A 15,822-nucleotide genomic window follows, 5' to 3' on the forward strand; every position below is an offset into this window, starting at 1 on the left:
TTTCTGGCAATGAGCAGTACCATTCTGATTGCGGATGACCACCCGCTCTATCGCAGTGCCCTATTCGCCACATTACAGCATGCCAGCGACGCGAAACTGATAGAGAGTGTCGATCTGGAATCCACACTGGCGACACTCGCTCACCAGGCGGATCTCGATCTGCTCCTGCTCGATTTAAACATGCCCGGCAGTGATGGCTACAATGGCCTGGCGCGAATTCGCAAGGAATACCCGCAGGTGCCGGTGGTGGTGGTGTCGGGTAGTGACAGTGCACAAAGCGTGGCGGGCGCCGCACAATTCGGTGCAGTGGGCTTTCTTTCCAAAACCGCACAGCCACTGGAAATCCAAAACTGTATCCGGGCGGTATTGCAGGGCGAAACCTGGTTTGCCGAGGAGCTGTTGGCAGCGCAGCCACAGAGTCCATTGATTGAGCGGCTGCAGGGACTGACGCCGCAGCAGTTGCGCATCTTTCAGATGATCGCCCGCGGCATGCTGAACAAGCAAATTGCCTTTGAGCTGGGGATTACCGAGCCCACGGTGAAGAGCCATGTCACCGCGATCCTGCGCAAGACGGGCTTGCGCGACCGCAAGCAACTTATCCGTGAGGCGCAAAGCCTAAGTTAATCTTTTCCTGGCAACCCGACAGGCAATGAAGGCCTACCTGAATACCCGTCAGTGGTCTGCGAGCAATTGGGTGATAAAGTCCGCAGTACGCTGGTAGAGGGTTCTGCACGCTTTGGATGTCAGTTGCTCCAGATTCAAAAAAGCGTGAATCATGTCATCAAAGTTGTGCAGCCAGACCTGTGCACCGGCTGCCTGGAGTTTCTCCACATACGCATGCCCTTCGTCGCGCAGGGGGTCAAACTGTGCAGTGAACACCAGGGTGGGGGCCAGCCTGGCACTCACCGGCATCGACAGCGGTGACGCCTGCACCCGCTCTTCTCCCCGGCTGAAATAATTTTGGAAGTACCAGCGGATCTTCTCCACTTCCAACAGATGGCCGCGCCCGTTTTCGGTATAAGACTTGTGGCTCATGGTGTAGTCCAGGCTGGGATATACCAGGATCTGCCCGAGGATCGGTGAGTCGACGCGGCTCTGGTAGCGCGCGCACAGGGTGGCGCAGAGCGCACCGCCAGCGGAATCCCCCATTAAAATCACTTGGCCGTTGTGGGGAATGTCCCTGTTCGCCAGTGCCGGGGCAAGGTTTTCCAGCACCTGATTCAGATCGGAGAGGGCGGCGGGATAGGGGTTTTCTGGCGAGCGCCGATACTCAATGGAAACCACGCACCGCCGACAGGTTTCAGCAATTCGGCGGCAGATCGGATCGTACACCGTCACGCTGCCTGCCATATGGCCGCCACCGTGCACATAGACTATGACAGGCCCGCCGCTGGCCCGCTGCGGTAAGTAAGTGCGCACCGGGACCTGGTAGGCGCCGCCGGGAATCACAAAGTCCTTGACGGCCGTGTCGGGGCCGGTTTCGACAAACTGGCGCGTGAGGCTGGCGAGGCCCTCGCGTGCATTGATGGGGGTCGGCTCCACTCCTGCTGTCTTTGCCTGCTCGGCCAGTGTGTGAATTTTTGGCAACCACTCTGCCAGGGTTGGATCAAGTGTTGGCATTGACGCTTCTCTCGGTATTGGCGCTGGTCCCTGTCTCGGGCAGCTTGAAGGAGACAACAAATAGCGATGCTGAACAGGCCACGGCGATCCAGGCAGCGCTGGCGGCTATTCCGCTGGCATCGGCAAAACTGGTAGCACTCCACATCAACAGGGTTTCGATACCGTAAGAAATGGACCAGAACATCCCGAAGATGACGGTGATACGCGCCGGTGTCATGCCCGGCAGCTCCTGGGGCAGAGTGACTAATGCAGTCATCGGCAGAAACATAAAAAAGCCTGCCATTGCCGCGGCACTATAGGCAATAGTGGGAGAGCTGGTGGCAATCATTGCCGTTGCACTGAGCGTCAGCCCAGCACCACCGGCGCGAATCACTGGTAGGCGCATCGGCAGGCGCTTGGTGGTGACGATGCCGGCCACGGTGCCCACCATCCCCGCGGCAATCATCACCGCGGACAAATGGGTGCTCTGTACCGCAAAGGTATCGAGCAGTGGGAAGAGCGCAAATACGGCGATATAGCAGAAGAGTACGCCGCAGTAGGCCAGCGGCAGCCACCAGTTGAAAGGATCTGCCAGCCCTTCGCGCAAGCGGTAGGGCCGGGCCCTTTCGGAATCCGCTGTGCTACCGGCAAGGGGAATGGACTCGGCGCAGAGCCACCACAGCAGAGCGAGACTCGCGGCCATGGTACTGTAGAGGAATATCAGGTTTTCCCAACTGCCGAGCCATTGCAACAGAACGCTGGTCGTCAGCAGCGCGAGCAAATTTCCGGTATTGAACGCGGCGGCGTTTATCCCGTTTACCACCGGGCGCTCGCCGGGCCTGAAGTAATGCAGGACCACTGGATTAAAATAAACTATCGCCAGGGCACCCCCGAGGCCAAGGGCCAATCGGGATAGTAGCCAACCGTTGTAACTGTCGGCAAAGGCCCCCAGGCCGCCGGCGGCAATCAGTAAAATGGCGGCGGCGAACGCATAGCGAATGCCGAGTTTGACCAGCACGATGGCAGCGGCCAGGTTGCCAAGAATCTTTGCCAGAGTAATGGCATTGCTGCCCCAACTGGCGTTGGCGAGGCCCATCTGGGCAAACGACTGCTGAATTTCCGGTGTGAGGATGGCCCCGGCCACCCAGGATGCTGCAAACAGCGCGTAGGCGCTGAACATTAAGACTTCTACGATAATTCTTCTCATATATTGTTCACAGTGCAAAGACTGCCGCGCTTGTGGATACAGTGGTTTTTGTGGCTCTGACCCATACGCTAGCGCACCCTCTGCGCTCTCACTATTCGACCTTGGTAGGAATGGCTTGCTGGGCGATGCTGCTCAGCAAAGCCCGCAGCGCGGCGGGCCTGATGGGTTTTTGCAAAAAGTAAAATCCGGCGTGCTGGGCACGGGTGCGTACCCGGTCGGTATTCTCAGCGGAAATCACGATACAGGGACAGCCACAGCCCCACTGAACGAACAACTGCCGGGCCAGGGCAATGCCGTTAGTGGCATCGTCGAGATGGTAGTCCATCAGCACAACGTCGGGCATGCTCAAGTTCCGGGTGTGCTGGCCCGTGTTGACCCGGATCGTGCAACCCCACCCCTGCAACAGCGCCTGCATGGCTTGCAGGACCCGCGGTTCGTTATCGATACACAGCACCTGCAGATGTATGGGCTGCGCGGCCCCCGGCCTGGTCGTCGCAACCGCCGGGGGTCCGGGTCGCGCCCCGGTTCGCGGCAGGCTCAGTGTAAAGACACTGCCGCGGCCCACGCGTGAGCGCAGGGCCAGCGGGGCCTTGAGCAGGCGACACAGCCGCTTGACGGTGGCGAGGCCCAGTCCGTAACCGTGACCTTCACTGGTGCCACCCAGGCGGGTAAATTCTTCAAAGATGGCGTTTTGCTGTTCTGGCGCAATACCCACGCCGGTATCCCAGATTTCCAGGCGCAGGTGATCGCCATGGGCGCGGCAGCCGATCAGAATACCGCCGCGGCGGGTATACTTGATGGCATTCTCCAACAGGTTTTGCACCACCCGGCGCAACATGTTCGGGTCACTTGCCACCCACCACGGACTGGGGCGATAGTGCAGTTGGAGCGGTGGCCCCGTTTTTTGGCGCAACTGCAAGCGCGCCTCGGCCACCGCCACATCGAGAATACTGGAGAGGGCGAGTGGCTGCAGCTGCGGCTTGATATCCCCGGCGTCCATCCGCGCCAGTTGCAGCATGTCGGTAATCAGGCGCTCGGCCGCGCGCAGGGCATCGTCGGTACGGCACACCAGTGTGCGGCTGTCACTGTCCAGGTCGTGTCCGGCCAGTGCGTCCAAGAACAGCCGACTGGCATTGAGCGGTTGCACCAGATCGTGGCTCGCCGAAGCCAGGAAGCGGGTTTTGCTGGCCATGGCTTCCTGTAAATCGCGGTTGACCAGTTCAATTTCAGCTGTGCGCTGAGACACTTTTTGCTCCAGGGAATTCCGGATGTCTTCCAATTCCCGCACCGCGTGCGCGTAGTCGGAAATATCGGTGTAGGTGGTGACAAAGCCGCCCTCTGGCAGTGGCATACCGCGAATTTCCAGCACCGTGTCATCCCGGCGATAGCGGCGCACCTTGTAGGCGGTGCCGCGGCGCAAATGTGCCACCCGCTTACGTACGTGCTCTTCGACCGCACCCGGACCGCATTCACCCCGTTCGGCGTTGTAGCGCACCAACTCGGCGACGGGTTGGCCGACATAAATCAGGGGTGCCGGGTAGTGAAACAATGCCAGGTAGCGACGGTTCCAGGCCACCAGGTTCAGGTTGCCGTCAATCACGCTGATACCCTGCTCAATATTGTCGATGCTGCTCTGTAGCAGGCCGCGGCCAAATCGGTAGATTTCCGAAGCCGCATCGATATCCGGTGCTTTCGCGCTGCCCAGTTCGCGCAGCAAGCGCTGTGCGCTGGAGGAGCCGACAATACCGGCGAGCACTTTTTCCGTCATGTCCCGGTAGGGGGTGAAGGGTACCTGGCCGCCACTTTGTCTGTTTTTAACCGTGGCAAAGGTTTTGTGTGCGGCGTCGGCACCGATAAAGCGCGCCAGCAGGCGAAACAAAGCGTTTTTATCCGGCTGGCGCGGCGATTCGGTGGAGACTGTGTTCGTTGAGTGGCGGTTGTACCATTGGGATACCCACCACAAAAGCAGGGTGTTCAGGCCCAGGCCCAGTACACAGCTGATGGTGAGCGCACCGAAACCGAGCGCCCTGCCCAAGAGGTCGGGGTATCCCAGGGCAATTGCCAGAGGGGAGACTGCCCACACAGCGGTACCGGCGAGCAGCCCCGCAGCAACGCCCTCTGCGCGCGCCCGGCGCCAGTAGAGGCTCGCAATCATGGCTGGGGCTAATTGTGCCACCAGTGCCAGCGACAACAATCCAAAGGTGCCCAGGCGCACCTCCGCCCCCATACTGGCATTCACTAAAAGGGCGCAACCCATAATGCCGGCGATAATAACGCGGCGCACCTGGCGCAGGTTATGCCCCAAAATCTGCTGCGGGGTTTGCTGCGCCCGCTGCAGCCACCAGGGAACCACCAGGGTGTTGGCAATCATGGTGGACAGGGCAATAGTAGCGACAATAATCATACTGGCGCCAGCCGAGAGACCGCCGATAAACGCCAATAGTGCCAGGCCCGGATTTCCGCTTTCGAGTGGCAGAGCCAGTACGAAGCGCTCGGGGTTATCGTAGTGAGCGGGCAGCCACAGGTAACCGGCGTAGCCCACTGGGGCAATAAAGAGGGTCAGTATGCCCAGGTAGAATGGGATCAATTTGCGCAGCGTATGAATATCCTTATCGCTGTCGCTTTCGATCATCAGGATATGAAACTGGCGCGGAAGACAGAACATGGCCGCCATGCCCAGCACGATGGTGGCAAAATAACCGGTATCTGCCGGGCGGCTCGCCGCCAGCACTTGCAATCGCTCGCTGTTGAGCGCGCTGCGGGCAAGATCCCAGGGGCCGTCGAACAGAAGGTGGGAGGCATAGTAGCCGACAGCGACAAAGGCGAGGATTTTCACCAGGGCCTCCAGCGCTACGGCCATCAGCATGCCATTGCGGTGCGCCCCGCTGTCGATATTGCGGGCACCGAACATCAGCGCAAACAGACCCAGGGTGACCCCGATAACCAGGGTGATCGTGGGCGTGAAGGATTCCGAGGCATCGGTCAGCAGCAGGAAACTGTCACTGATTGCACGCAATTGGAGTGCCAGGTAGGGCAATACCGCCACCAGTGCGACTACCGCCACCGCCGCCGCCAGTAGTTGCGAGCCACCGTATTGGGCACTGATAAAGTCGGCAATAGAGGTGCAGCCCTGCTGTTTGGTGAGCTTGACAAAGCGCTGCAGCAGGGGCGCGCCGAAAGCGAGCATTAGGGTAGCGCCAACGAAGGTGGGGGGCAGTAGCCAGCCCTCCTCCAGGGCCTGCGCCGGGGTGCCGAAAAACATCCAGGCACTGGTATAGGTGCCGGCCAGGGCGAGCAGCAGAGGTTTTACGGAACGAATACGGCGGACGGGTAGCCGGTCACCCCAGTAGGCCACCGCGAAAAGCAGCAGCAGGTAGGCCAGGCCCAGGAAGGCCAGAGTCATCAAGCTAAACACAACGGCATCCGCTTTGGTCATTATTTGAGCGCGTTGGCAGCTAATATACTATCTGTCGCCCCTGAAGGCACCCGTTGACAGTGGTTCGGACTCATACCTTGGTCTAGCAGGCAAGGGTGATACAAGCCGGTAGAGTCGCAGTCCAGCATCGGTTGTGTTTTCTCCAGATCACAGCAATACCGAAATAAGAATCATTTGGATCTTGAGGGAGAGGATCATGGGCCCCAACAGCAAATTCAACCCGCTCGCTGCCGGCATCCTGCTGGCCAGTGGTGCCAGCTTCGTTTCAGCCGAACCGGTACTGGAAGAAATTATCGTGACGGCTCAAAAGCGCCAACAGTCCCTGCAGGAAGTGCCCGTCGCCGTGAGTGCATTCGATGAGGATGCGCTGCAGCAAAATGGCGTCACCGACGTTACCGACCTGCAAAAACTTGCACCCAACACGACTTTGCAGGCCAGCCGGGGCACCAATTCCACGCTGACGGCATTTGTGCGCGGTATTGGTCAGCAGGATCCTCTGTGGGGCTTCGAGCCGGGTGTTGGTATTTATGTCGACGATATCTACATTGCCCGCCCCCAGGGCGCTGTGTTGGATTTGTACGATGTGGCTTCCATCGAAGTGCTGCGTGGCCCCCAGGGTACCCTGTACGGCAAAAATACCATCGGCGGTGCGGTGAAATATGTTACCAAGCGTCTCACCGGTGACAGTGAACTGAGCTTCAGCGCAGCCCTTGGCAATTACAATCAGCGCGACCTGAAAGTGTCCGGTCAAACCGCGCTCTCGGATACTGTTTTTGTCAGCGGTGCTATTGCCACATTTCAACGCGATGGCTTTGGCGAAAATGTGATTACCGGGGAAGACCAGTACAACAAGGATATTGTTAGCGGTCGCGTCTCTGTGGAATTCAATCCGAGTGAGAAGCTGTGGCTGCGCCTGGCTGCGGATCAGACAAAGGATGAGTCTGCCTCCAAGCACGGTCACCGCTTCGGTCCGGGCTTGGCCGGTGAGCCGGTCCTCGACAGTGTGTATGATACCGAGACCAATCTGCCCAGCGATAACCTGGTCGAGACCTCCGGTGTATCCCTGGCCGTCGAGTATGAGGTTTCCGGCACGATTACCGTGAAGTCCATTACCGCCAGGCGGGAAGGCAATACCGATACCGTGATCGATTTTGATAGTACCCAGGGCGCCTGGTTTGATGTTCCTGCGATCTACGACGACGAGCAGTTTACCCAGGAATTTCAGCTCTTGTGGCAGGGGGATAGCGCTGATCTGGTGAGCGGTATTTACTACTATGACGGTACCGCATCCGGTGCCTTCGATGCAGTGCTGGGCTATCTTGCGGCGCCAGCCGGGTTTACCCAGAAAGTGGCCGGCAAGGTCGATACCCAGAGTATTTCCGCCTATGCGCACTACAACTGGCAGTTCGCCGATCAATGGAACTTGAATCTGGGTGGCCGCTACACCAGGGACAAAAAACAGGCAGCGGTATTTAAGGGCAACTACCTGGGACTCGGCAGTGATTTTCCCCATGCCCTCTACTATGCCGATACCCCCGAACCGGTTTTCCTGGCGACTTTGACCGATTACACCGGTGAGAACGACTGGGGCCAATTCTCACCGCGCGTAGGCATCGACTACCAGATCAATGACAATGCCATGGTGTATCTGTCTTACAGTGCGGGCTTTAAATCCGGTGGTTTCGATATGCGCGGTGATGCGAGCGTGAACCCGGAAACGGTCGACGGCTATGACCCGGAAACCGTCAACAGTGCAGAATTGGGCTGGAAGCTGGATTTGTTGGGCAACCGTCTGCGCCTGAATGGCGCTCTGTTCCGGGCCGATTATACGGATATGCAGGTTACCACGCAGACCCTGGTTCCCGGTGGCGGCTTTGCCAGTGCGGTGCTGAACGCTGGCGAGGCCCGTATCCAGGGGCTCGAGCTGGAAGCGTCCTTGGCGGTGACGGACAGCCTGACAGCCAATGCGGTCCTCGGTCTTATCGACGCGAAATTTATCGAGTTTCTCAGCGGAGGTGAAAATATCGCCGATACACTCGATATGCAGAATACGCCGGATACCACAGCGATGGTGCAGTTGAACTGGTCTATTCCTGTGGCCGACGGTGAGCTGGTGCTGAACCCATCGGTGTCCTACCGCGCGGATACGCAGATTTTTGAAACGCCGGGCATTCTGGACCAGAAGGCTTATACCCTGGTGGATGCTACTGCGACCTACTATCCGGGGTCAGGCAACTGGAGTGCGAGCCTGATCGGTAAAAACCTCGGCGATCAAGAATATCGCATTGCCGGTTACGATTTCGGTGCGCCTTTCCAAACAGGCTTCTACGGCGCCCCGCGCACCTTGGCATTGGCGTTTAATTACGCTTTCTAGCGCTTGATCCGGCACACGGCCAATTGGATTGAAGGTATTCCCGGTTAGAAACCCGCGCGTTTATTGCCGCTCCCCTGTGAGCGGCTTTTTTGTGTCCTCGAAACCGCTTGAATACACTGTCAGTTAGTCGGTTTTCAGCCGTTTCTGGGTCTTTTTGGCGCCTATCCAAATACGAGGGGATTGCCGGACGGCGAGGGCAGTCACGCAAAATCCATTTCGTGCTCACTGCGCTAAGGCAACCTGGGTTATCCGGTGAATAGCTTATGAAGATCCACCTTTGAGGGTACCCACCGAAGAGCCTCTTTCGAGCCTTGCCCCCAAGCTGGGCCCAGGTTGGCTGCGGTGGCTGTGGGGAGGGTTCGCCTGTTTTTGTATTTTTCTCGGTGTTATCGGGGCCATACTGCCCGGATTGCCTTCCGCCGTTTTTATCCTGCTTGGCGCCTGGGCCGCTTCGCGAAGCTCTCAGCGCCTCCATCGATGGATTGAAGAGCACCACCTGTTTGGAAATCTCTTGAAAACCTGCCGCAGCGGTTACCTGAGTCGACGCACCAAACTGGTGGCAAGTCTGACAATGACTGTGTCCCTCGCTTTTGCGATTCACCATATCAACAATGGGTATCTTATTTTACTCACCATCGGCGGCCTCGGTTGCGGCGCCTTTTGGAGATGGTCACGGTCGGAGTCGAATGGGTAATCCGGCAATAGACAGAGTGGTTGGTCGTCTCAATGCCCTGCCGGGTGACAGGGTTGAGTCCTGGCAAAACCAAAGTCATGCGCCAAACCACCTGCGGGACAGACACTGGTGGGTAGCGAACAGATAATCGGTCTTTCCAGGAGGCAAGCTGGACCGGGCAGTACAGCTTGAAACCCGAGCTCAAGGGTCCCTGCCAGGAGTGAAATTCTCCGGGTTGAAATCAGATCTATCGAAATTGCGCTGGCTCCCGGCCAATAGTCAGTGGAAACTCCTTGGCAAGGCGTGCCTATGCCTGCGGTGAAGTCGGGTTTGGCTAGAGTTCCTCTTCCCGCAGATTCCGCTGTGCGCCGCCGCTGCGGCCCTGAGGGCCGGTAACAACGGCGACGCTGGCCGTGTTCGGGTCCAGATAAGAGGCGGCAACCCGCTGCAGGTCGGCCAGGGTCACCTCCGTTACCTGCTTGCGGAACGCCTGACGTACCACGTGGCTGCGACCGTACAGGGCAGAGTGAAAATTCTTCTTGGCCTCGCCGGCGGGAGAGGCGGGCTTGTCCAGACCGCCGATGACACCGAGAATCGCTTCCTCCACCTGTTCGGTTTTGTGCCTCCCCTCTGCCAGCCACTCCAGGGACGCATTAAAATCATCCAGGGTTTCCCCCAGGCGCGGGTCGCGATAAGAGAAGAAGCGGAATACGCCAATATTGCTGTCCTGGGCTGCACCACTGCCATAGGCGCCACCCTGTTCGCGGATAGCGCGGTGCAGGAAACCATTGCGCAAAAAGCCGCCCAATACGGAAAGCGGCGCTGCATCCGGATGGGATAGTGGAACAGTGGCATACGCCTTGGCACAGAAATTTACCTGGCTGTTGACGAGCCACAGCGCCTGTATACGTTTGCGTTCAAAGGGCGCTTCGGGGTTGGCTGGCGTTTCACTGGGGATGGCAGTGAGTGCCGACAGGGCCTGGCTAAAATCGTCGAGTTTCTCCGCCTCGCCAATCAACAGGAACTGGCGCGGGGCGGCGAGTATTTTCCGGTGGATCGCCTGGAATTGCGTGGAGAGTTGCTGCAGCCCTTCTTTTTGCTCGAGATCGCGCACCAGCCCCTTGAGGTTGCGCAAACCAAGCAGACCGCCACTGGCGTGGTTCTCAAAAGCGGCGCGATTGGTCCCTGCGCTGGCCGCGGCCATGGCGAGGGCATGGCCGTTGTCGACAACGCCCTGTTCGCGGCGGGCCAAAGTCTGTTGAAGTAATTCCCGCATACGGGTGGACTCATCGAAACGCACCTGCTCCATGGTGGCTTGCATCAGGTCGGTCAGTTCACCCTGATTGCGTGCCAGCGCTTTGCCAGACAGGATAAAGTGACCGGATAGAGTATCGAGGTTGTCGATGGCGGTGCGGCTGCTGGTAAAACCGTGTAGAGCACCGGCCACGCGGGTCTGCCACTGCTGGACTGCCAGGTAGTCTTTGTCCCCCAGGCCGACTTCACTCAGGATTTGACAATAATAGGGGAGCAACTGGTGTTCCTCCTCGCTGAGTTCCGGCAGGGCACACACCACCTGCTGGTACACAAGGCCGTTGGTGCCGGCGCTGTAGCGGGACAGTTTCTGCGCGCCCAAGGAGGTCTTTTCACCCTCTACATCTGGCAGTTCCGCGGGAATATCCTCAACGCCAACTTTTGGCAGAATTGAGGCATCGTCCTCGCGGTTTTGCCGGTCTACCAGAGCTTTGGCGGTCTCGATAATCTGATTTCTGTCTTTTTCGCTGAGGCGCGACTTGATCTGCGCAAGCTGGTCTTTCTCCGCCTGCGCGCGGCGTGTCGCCAGTTGGTCATCGGGGCTCAGTACCAGGCGCACGCGGTGCTGGTTTTCCAGCAGCAGTTCACGGGCCTTGCCGGCAATAAATGTCGGGTCCTTGATCTGCTCGCGCAGCTTCTCCAGGGTGGTATCGATGTTCAACAGGCCGATGGCATCGCCGCGATGGGTGGCGCCGGTCAGGGCGGTCAGGATCAGCTGCAAGCCATAGGGATAGCCGTCGCCGCCGATCTCGCGCTGTTGCAATTCCAACTGGTGCAGGCTGGCGGCAACCTGTTCATAAGGGAGGCCGTTTTGTGCAACCTCCGCCAATACCGCGAGTATCTGTTTCTCCAACTCGTCGGCGCGCTCCCGTTCACTGCCCTCGATACCGCAGACAAAGACCAGCTCCCGCTGGGAATCATCCAGCCCCACAAGTGGGGAAGGGGCGCTGCCCAGGTCGGTGGTCTCGAGCAGTTTCATCAGGGGTGAGGCGCTATTGTCCAGCAGTACACCAGCGAGCAGGTGTGCCGTCAGGGCCTCATCCAGATCGGTGACATCGCCCAGCAGCCAGCTCAGGACGATATGGGTTTTACCACTGGGTTCCTCGCCGCTCAACGGATAGTGTTCCTCGACCTTGAGCGGTGCCTGGTAGCGGTCTTCGCGACCGACAGCGATGGTTTTTTCCAGTTGCTCAAACTTGTGCAGGGCCCTTTCCTCGAAGGCCGCCTGGTGCTCTGCGGCAGGAATATCGCCGAAGGTCATAAAGATGGCGTTGCTCGGGTGATAGTGGCTGCGGTAAAAGGCCACCAGCTGTTCGTAGCTGAGTTTGGGGATATCAGTCGGTTCACCACCGGAGTTGTAGTGGTAAGTGGTGGTGGGGAACAGATACTTGCTCAGGGTGTGCCAAAGCTGGGCGCTGACGGAACTCATGGCGCCTTTCATCTCGTTAAACACCACTCCTTTATACATCAGATCGCTGTCGGGGTTACCGGTTTCGGTGAATTCCAGTCGATGCCCCTCCTGGGCAAAATCCAGCGGGTCCAGGCGCGCAAAGAAGACCGCATCCAGATACACGCTGAGCAGATTGTCAAAATCCTTGCGATTCTGGCTGGCGAAGGGGTAAGCGGTCCAGTCGGAACTGGTGAAAGCGTTCATAAAAGTGTTGAGAGAGCGGCGGATCATCATAAAGAAGGGGTCCCGCACCGGGTATTTGTCACTGCCACACAATGCGGTGTGCTCAAGGATATGCGCCACACCGGTGGAGTCCCCGGGTACCGTGCGCAATGCCACGAGAAACACATTCTCCGGGTTGTCGGCGGCAATATGCAGGTGCTGGGCGCCGGTGGTGGCATGGCGGTATTCCTCGACGCACACGCCGAGAGATTCGATTTCTGTGCTGGTAACCAGTTCAAATGCGGGATGTGAATTGCTCAAAGGACAGCTTCCTGGAGTTATCTGAAACTTGCCGCCGGCCTTCGCCGCCGAAAGGGCGCTATTCTACCGCTTGCACACACCGGAAAGACAGTGTTGACAAGGGCGCCGGCATGGCAAAGACTCGGCCGGCCAAGGCCCCGGCATAAATGTAGACGAACAGGGAGATAGCGGTTGTCCTGGTTGGATATTGCCAGTGTCTCAGGATTTTTTATGACCTGGGTGGGCTACACCTTATTTGCGCGAAAAAAAGCCAGGGAAACCTGGTGCCTTTCCTCCTCTCTGCGATGGTTTCGGGTGGAGTGGATGCTGCGTATGCTGGACCGGGAACTGCGCATGGCGGATACCGCCATACTGGGCAACCTCGAGCGGGTGATCGGCTTCTTCGCCTCTACCAGTATCCTGATTCTGGCGGGTCTGGTCACTGCGCTGACGGCCAACAAGGCGGCTATTGCAATGTTGACCAGCCTGCCTTTTGCTGAACCCACTACGGTTGAGCAGTTTGAACTCAAGGTGATGTTGCTAATCCTGATTTACATCTTTGCCTTTTTCAATTTCACCTGGTCTCTGCGTCAATACTCTTTTGCAAATGTGCTCATCGGCGCCACGCCTGCGCAAAATAGCGCGCTTTCTGAAGAGGAGCGGCGGTGTTTTGCCATCAATGCGGCCAAAGTGATCGACCATGCGGGTCACAGTTACAACTATGGACTGCGGTCCTATTATTTCTCCATCTCTGTGCTGGGGTGGTTTATCCACCCTGTCCTGTTTATCGCCGGTTATCTTTTGGTGGTCTATATACTTTACCGCCGCGAATTTCTGTCCCGCTCCTTGCAGTCAATCCTGGCGGCAAGGGAGGGCATCCTGAAGGGTAATTGAATTCCAAAACCCAATAAAAAACAGTGAGTTTCTGGTGGTTCTTGAAGTCATTTCCAAAGTGTATGGTCAGGCGCCTGCCCTCACCGAAAAATCTGGCCTCTGCCCAGGCAGAGCCCGTTTGGCAGTTGGGTTACTGTCATCTTTCTCTCCGCAAAGCCTGGTAGCGAATCCTAAAGTATACGTAGCAGAAGCTCCTTGGCGGCGTTGACGCGCGACGCCAGGTAGTCGTTACCACCGCGATCCGGATGCAGCTTTTGCATCAGCCTGCGATGGGCACCGACAATCTCATCCCGCCCGGCACTGGCGCCAACGCCGAGGATGCGCCGGGCCTCGCACTCGGTGAGAGGGGGCCCCGCCTGTTGCTGTGCAGCTTTTTGGTGCTGTTGCCCGGGGGATTGGCGGCTGTGTGTATATTTTTGCAGCAGGGGTGATAACCATGGCAGTATGCGGGGGAGCTGGTTGAGCAGGCGTCCCAGCACCGGCAGTATCAGCAGGGCAGCTGCGCCAACCCAGTGCAGCCGCCCGCTCAGGGCCAGAATCACCACAATCATGGCCCCACCCAGTACGGTGGCGAGGAAAATCTGTTTGCGCCGGTTCCCCGGTGCGCGGGACTTGATCTTCTGCCAGGCAAACCAGGCGGCGATCAAAATGAGAAACAGTAGAATTAAACGTGCCAAAGGCGGCTCCTTGTATGGTTGACAGGCCAACATTGTAGGGTACGGATCAAATAACTTTCTTATCTATTTGAAAATTCGGTTAATTTAGCCTAAGTATGGCTCTGGGCGGATAAACGCTTTTTGGCTATCCTGATGGAAGAAAATTTCAGCATTTGAGACAACAGTATGCAATACGACAAATTCCAGATACCGGATGCGGATCAGATTTTGCCCGGTCGGCCACAACCGATGGAAATCAGTGGTGTTCACTTCGTCAATGGCAATCCGATCAAGGCGCCGTTCCCCGAGGATACGGAAGTTGCTTTGTTTGGCATGGGCTGTTTCTGGGGCGCCGAGCGCTTATTTTGGGACACCGAGGGTGTCTTCGCCACCGCTGTTGGCTATACCGATGGCGCTACCGAGAACCCGAATTACGATGAGGTATGCAGTGGGCGCACCGGGCATGCCGAGGTGGTCAAAGTCATCTACGATCCAGCAGTTATCAGCTATGCGGAGCTGCTGCATCTGTTCTGGGACCGTCACGACCCCACCCAGGGGATGCGCCAGGGCAATGATATCGGTTCTCAGTATCGCTCCTGTATCTTCTGTTGTTCCGAAGCGCAGAAAAAGGAAGCCGAAGCCAGCAGAGAGGCGATTCAGGAAGCGCTGGATGCAAAAAATCGCGGCAAGATCACTACCGAAATCAGTATGGCGCCGGAATTCTATTACGCCGAGGAGTATCACCAGCAGTATATGGCGAAAAACAAAGAGGCGGCTTGTCCGCTGATTCGCAATCCCATGCACGACTGAAGCCAGAAAAAGCGGCTCGGCGCTGCCGTCCTGGTTTGCTTTGTGAACTGCCGCTCCCCGGTTCCCCGCTCGCGCCTTTCTCCAGTGGGCTTTCAGCGTGATTGATGGGCCCGCTGGTGCGCGCACCAGTCGCTCCAGCTGCCGGGGTAGAGCAGGGAGTCGCGCCGGCCGGCCAGATATTGGGCAAAAAAATTCACACAGGCGGTCACCCCGGAGCCACAGTAGTTGAGCAGTGGCCGCCCGTTTGAGAGAGGCTCCCATTGTTTGCGCAGTGCCTCGGGGGCTTTTACCTTTCCGCTCGCAGTTTCAGTTATTTCCTGCCAGGGCTGGTTGATGGCGGTGGGAATATGCCCCGCGATGGGGTCGATGGGCTCCTTCAGACCCGCAAAGCGCTCGTGATCGCGCGCATCGACCAATTGCCAGGGGGCAGTGCCCAGCCTGGCTTTCACCTGTGCGTAGTGAACCAGCAGGTTTTCCTTCGGCTTGGCCTTGAAGTTGCCCGCCGGGCGCGAGGCGGGCGCATGGGTTTCCAGGGGTTGGCCCGCATCACACCAGGCCTTCAGACCACCGTTCAGAATGCGGATGCTTTTATGGCCAAAGAAGAAGAAGAGGAACCAGGCCCGCGCGGCAAAGCCCAGGCGGTTATCGTCGTAAACCACCACGGGCGTAGTGCGGCTGACGCCCAGTGTGCGCGCGAACTGCTGGAATTGAGCGCTGCTGGGCAGTGGGTGGCGGCCCCCGTATCGCTGCAGGGGTGCGGAGAGGTCCCGGTGCAGGCTGGCATAACAGGCTCCGGGAATATGTGCGGTGGCAAAGGCCCGTGCACCACGGTCGGGGTCTGATAGTGCGTAGCGACAGTCCAGAATCACCGGATCTGCAGACGCCTGCAGCTGCATGAGCGCCGCCACTTCGATTAACGGGTCATCGCTGTCCTTTTCCATTGCGCTGTA

Annotated in this window: 11 protein-coding genes; 5 read left to right on the forward strand and 6 right to left on the reverse strand. The window is 58.2% G+C overall.

Translation table 11 applies throughout. The annotated features are described in order from the left end of the window. The first annotated feature begins 9 nt into the window (after positions 1-9). Positions 10-624 carry a response regulator transcription factor gene (locus Q1A48_RS08750; RefSeq protein ID WP_299943585.1) on the forward strand — a complete coding sequence of 205 codons (615 nt, stop codon included), beginning with the start codon at positions 10-12 and terminating at the stop codon, positions 622-624. A gap of 48 nt (positions 625-672) precedes the next feature. Here the strand turns inward: Q1A48_RS08750 and Q1A48_RS08755 are convergent, their stop codons facing one another. From Q1A48_RS08755 to Q1A48_RS08765, 3 genes are all read right to left on the reverse strand, one after another. Continuing rightward, positions 673-1,620 (reverse strand): alpha/beta hydrolase, encoded by a 948-nt coding sequence (locus tag Q1A48_RS08755; protein WP_299943588.1) that lies wholly within the window; start codon positions 1,618-1,620, stop codon positions 673-675. Continuing rightward, the gene (locus Q1A48_RS08760; protein WP_299943590.1) at positions 1,607-2,806 is read right to left on the reverse strand and encodes an MFS transporter; all 1,200 of its coding nucleotides are present in this window, start codon (positions 2,804-2,806) and stop codon (positions 1,607-1,609) included. The genes Q1A48_RS08755 and Q1A48_RS08760 overlap by 14 nt, the downstream gene beginning before the upstream one ends. 91 nt (positions 2,807-2,897) lie before the next feature. After that, complete coding sequence (locus Q1A48_RS08765; protein WP_299943592.1) at positions 2,898-6,221, reverse strand: PAS-domain containing protein; 3,324 nt, start codon at positions 6,219-6,221, stop codon at positions 2,898-2,900. 217 nt (positions 6,222-6,438) lie between these two features. Here Q1A48_RS08765 and Q1A48_RS08770 point away from each other — a divergent pair, with 217 nt between their 5' ends. Both Q1A48_RS08770 and Q1A48_RS08775 read left to right on the forward strand, forming a co-directional pair. Next, positions 6,439-8,616 carry a TonB-dependent receptor gene (locus Q1A48_RS08770; RefSeq protein WP_299943594.1) on the forward strand — a complete coding sequence of 726 codons (2,178 nt, stop codon included), beginning with the start codon at positions 6,439-6,441 and terminating at the stop codon, positions 8,614-8,616. A 277-nt stretch (positions 8,617-8,893) separates the two neighbouring features. Then, complete coding sequence (locus Q1A48_RS08775) at positions 8,894-9,310, forward strand: YbaN family protein (RefSeq protein WP_299943596.1); 417 nt, start codon at positions 8,894-8,896, stop codon at positions 9,308-9,310. A gap of 313 nt (positions 9,311-9,623) precedes the next feature. Here the strand turns inward: Q1A48_RS08775 and Q1A48_RS08780 are convergent, their stop codons facing one another. Next, complete coding sequence (locus tag Q1A48_RS08780; RefSeq protein WP_299943599.1) at positions 9,624-12,533, reverse strand: insulinase family protein; 2,910 nt, start codon at positions 12,531-12,533, stop codon at positions 9,624-9,626. Between the two features lie 171 nt (positions 12,534-12,704). On the opposite strand from Q1A48_RS08780, the gene Q1A48_RS08785 reads away from it, so the two are divergent. Beyond that, the gene (locus Q1A48_RS08785) at positions 12,705-13,406 is read left to right on the forward strand and encodes a DUF599 domain-containing protein (protein ID WP_299943602.1); all 702 of its coding nucleotides are present in this window, start codon (positions 12,705-12,707) and stop codon (positions 13,404-13,406) included. 170 nt (positions 13,407-13,576) lie between these two features. Here the strand turns inward: Q1A48_RS08785 and Q1A48_RS08790 are convergent, their stop codons facing one another. Continuing rightward, on the reverse strand, positions 13,577-14,083 hold the full coding sequence (locus Q1A48_RS08790; RefSeq protein ID WP_299943605.1) for a molecular chaperone DnaJ: 507 nt from the start codon (positions 14,081-14,083) through the stop codon (positions 13,577-13,579). Between the two features lie 165 nt (positions 14,084-14,248). On the opposite strand from Q1A48_RS08790, the gene msrA reads away from it, so the two are divergent. Beyond that, positions 14,249-14,872 carry a peptide-methionine (S)-S-oxide reductase MsrA gene (msrA, locus tag Q1A48_RS08795; protein WP_299943608.1) on the forward strand — a complete coding sequence of 208 codons (624 nt, stop codon included), beginning with the start codon at positions 14,249-14,251 and terminating at the stop codon, positions 14,870-14,872. 92 nt (positions 14,873-14,964) lie between these two features. On the opposite strand, the gene Q1A48_RS08800 is transcribed toward msrA, so the two are convergent. Beyond that, positions 14,965-15,813: a sulfurtransferase gene (locus Q1A48_RS08800; protein WP_299943610.1), complete on the reverse strand. Its 849-nt coding sequence runs from the start codon at positions 15,811-15,813 to the stop codon at positions 14,965-14,967. Between the last annotated feature and the right edge of the window lie 9 nt (positions 15,814-15,822).

The sequence above is a fragment of the uncultured Microbulbifer sp. genome (genome assembly GCF_947489355.1).
Lineage (GTDB): Bacteria > Pseudomonadota > Gammaproteobacteria > Pseudomonadales > Cellvibrionaceae > Microbulbifer.

Bases quoted from the DNA above. Each gene is read 5' to 3' on its own strand.
- Q1A48_RS08755 (WP_299943588.1), bottom strand. From the start codon at position 1,620: ATGCCAACACTTGATCCAACCCTGGCAGAGTGGTTGCCAAAAATTCAC.
- Q1A48_RS08760 (WP_299943590.1), bottom strand. From the start codon at position 2,806: ATGAGAAGAATTATCGTAGAAGTCTTAATGTTCAGCGCCTACGCGCTG.
- Q1A48_RS08750 (WP_299943585.1), top strand. From the start codon at position 10: ATGAGCAGTACCATTCTGATTGCGGATGACCACCCGCTCTATCGCAGT.
- msrA (WP_299943608.1), top strand. From the start codon at position 14,249: ATGCAATACGACAAATTCCAGATACCGGATGCGGATCAGATTTTGCCC.
- Q1A48_RS08770 (WP_299943594.1), top strand. From the start codon at position 6,439: ATGGGCCCCAACAGCAAATTCAACCCGCTCGCTGCCGGCATCCTGCTG.
- Q1A48_RS08800 (WP_299943610.1), bottom strand. From the start codon at position 15,813: ATGGAAAAGGACAGCGATGACCCGTTAATCGAAGTGGCGGCGCTCATG.